2 protein-coding genes are annotated in these 1,947 nt (G+C 68.7%); both read right to left on the reverse strand.

Annotation, left to right across the window (positions count from 1 at the left end; translation table 11 throughout):
* On the reverse strand, positions 1-754 hold a 754-nt coding region (locus AC1DOC_RS31665; protein WP_478131338.1), incomplete at its 3' end, for a hydantoinase/oxoprolinase N-terminal domain-containing protein.
* A gap of 34 nt (positions 755-788) precedes the next feature.
* A partial coding sequence (locus tag AC1DOC_RS31670) for an MFS transporter (protein ID WP_478131339.1) occupies positions 789-1,947 on the reverse strand: 1,159 nt, incomplete at its 5' end.

The following is a 1,947-nucleotide window of genomic DNA, read 5'->3' on the forward strand; positions in this document are numbered from 1 at the left end:
GCGTGAGCCCGCCCGAGCTCTGCATGAAGAACAGCGGCACGCCCGGCATCTGACGCGACACCTGTTCCACGTAGCGCCGCAGTATCGGGCTCAGGTAGGCGTCGACCACCGTGGTGTCGCCGCGCGGCACCAGCTTCATGAGCGGGCTGGTCTTGTGCGACACCGACACCTGCGTGAAGCCGATGGCGCGCGCGATGCGCTCGGCCGCGAGTTCGTGCGCGGCGTAGCGCCAGCCGTGCATGAAGACGATGGCGCAGGCGCGCAGGCCGGCATCGAAGGCTTCCTGCAGCGCGGCGCGCAGCGCGGGCTCATCCAGCGGCTGCACGACGCCGCCCTGCGCATCCATGCGCTCGCCGGCCTCGATCACGCGCTGGTAGAGCAGCTCGGGCAGCACGATGCGGCGGTCGAAGAGCCGTGGCCGCGCCTGCGTGRCAATGCGCAGCGCATCGCGAAAGCCGGCCGTGGCGACCAGCACCGTCGGCTCGCCCTTGCGCTCCAGCAGCGCGTTGGTGGCCACCGTGGTGCCCATCTTCACGCACTCGACGCGCTCGGGGGTCACGGCCTCGCCGGGCGCGAGCTTCAGCAGGCGGCGGATGCCTTCGACGGCGGCGTCCTTGTACTGCTCGGGATTTTCCGACAGCAGCTTGAGCGTGTGCAGGCCGCCCTCGGGATCGCGGCCGACCAGGTCGGTGAAGGTGCCGCCGCGGTCGATCCAGAACTGCCAGCGGGACGGGAGAAGGGAATGCGTGGTCATGAAGTCTTCGCGAAAAAGGAGAAAGAGGTCCGGATCAGTTCTGCCGCAGGTCGCGCCCGCGCGTCTCGGGCAGGCAGAGCGCCACGATCACCACCATGGCGTAGGCCACCGCGGCGCACGCGCCGATGGCGGTGCCCAGCGAAAGGTGCATGCGGTCGCTCAGCACGCCGACCAGCGCCGGAAAGGTGGCGCCGATGCCGCGCCCGAAGTTGTAGCAAAAGCCCTGCCCGGAGCCGCGCAGCTCATTGGGAAAAAGCTCGGCCAGGAAGGCGCCCGCGCCGCTGAAGATGCCCGACATGAAGAAGCCGAGCGGAAAGCCCAGCAGCAGCATCAGGCCGTCGGTGATGGGCAGCAGCGTGTAGGCATAGACCAGCGAGCCGGCCCCCACTGCAAACAGGATGAAGGCGCGGCGCCGTCCGAGCCGGTCCGACAGGTAGGCGCCGCACAGGTAGCCGATGAAGGCGCCGATGATGAACATGAACTGGTAGCCGCCCGAGCCCAGCACCGTGAGATGGCGTTCGTTCTTCAGGAAGGTGGGCAGCCAGACGCCGATCGCGTAGTAGCCGCCCTGCATGCCGGTGAACAGCAGGCTCGCGAGCACCGTGGTGCCCAGCATGCCGGGCTTGAAGATCGCGAGGAAATTGCCGCTGCGCTCGCCGCGCGCCACGGCGGCACGGCTCTGCACGTAGATCTCCGGGTCGCGGATCGAGCGGCGGATGAACACGATCAGGATCGCCGGCAGCAGCCCCAGCAGGAACATCGCGCGCCACGAATACTCCGGCGGCAGGAAGGAGAACAGCGCCATCGACACCAGCACCGCCGCGCCCCAACCGATGGCCCAGCTGCTCTGCACCAGGCCCACCGCCTTGCCCCGGTAGGCGGGCCGGATCATCTCGGCAATGAGCACCGAGCCCACCGCCCATTCGCCGCCGAAGCCCAGGCCCTGCAGCGTGCGTGCGATCAGCAGCTCTTCCGGCGTGCGCGAAAGGCCGCAGGCAAAGGTGAAGATGGCAAAGACCAGGATCGTGAGCTGCAGGATGCGCACCCGCCCGTACATGTCGGCCAGGATGCCGGCCACCCAGCCGCCGATGGCCGAGGCCACCAGCGTGGCGGTGCCGATCAGCCCCACCTCGGTCTTGCTCATGCCCCACAGCGACAGCAGGATGGGCGTGACCAACGGCAGCGTGTAATAG

It is taken from the genome of Variovorax sp. 01T439_2, assembly GCF_056398445.1.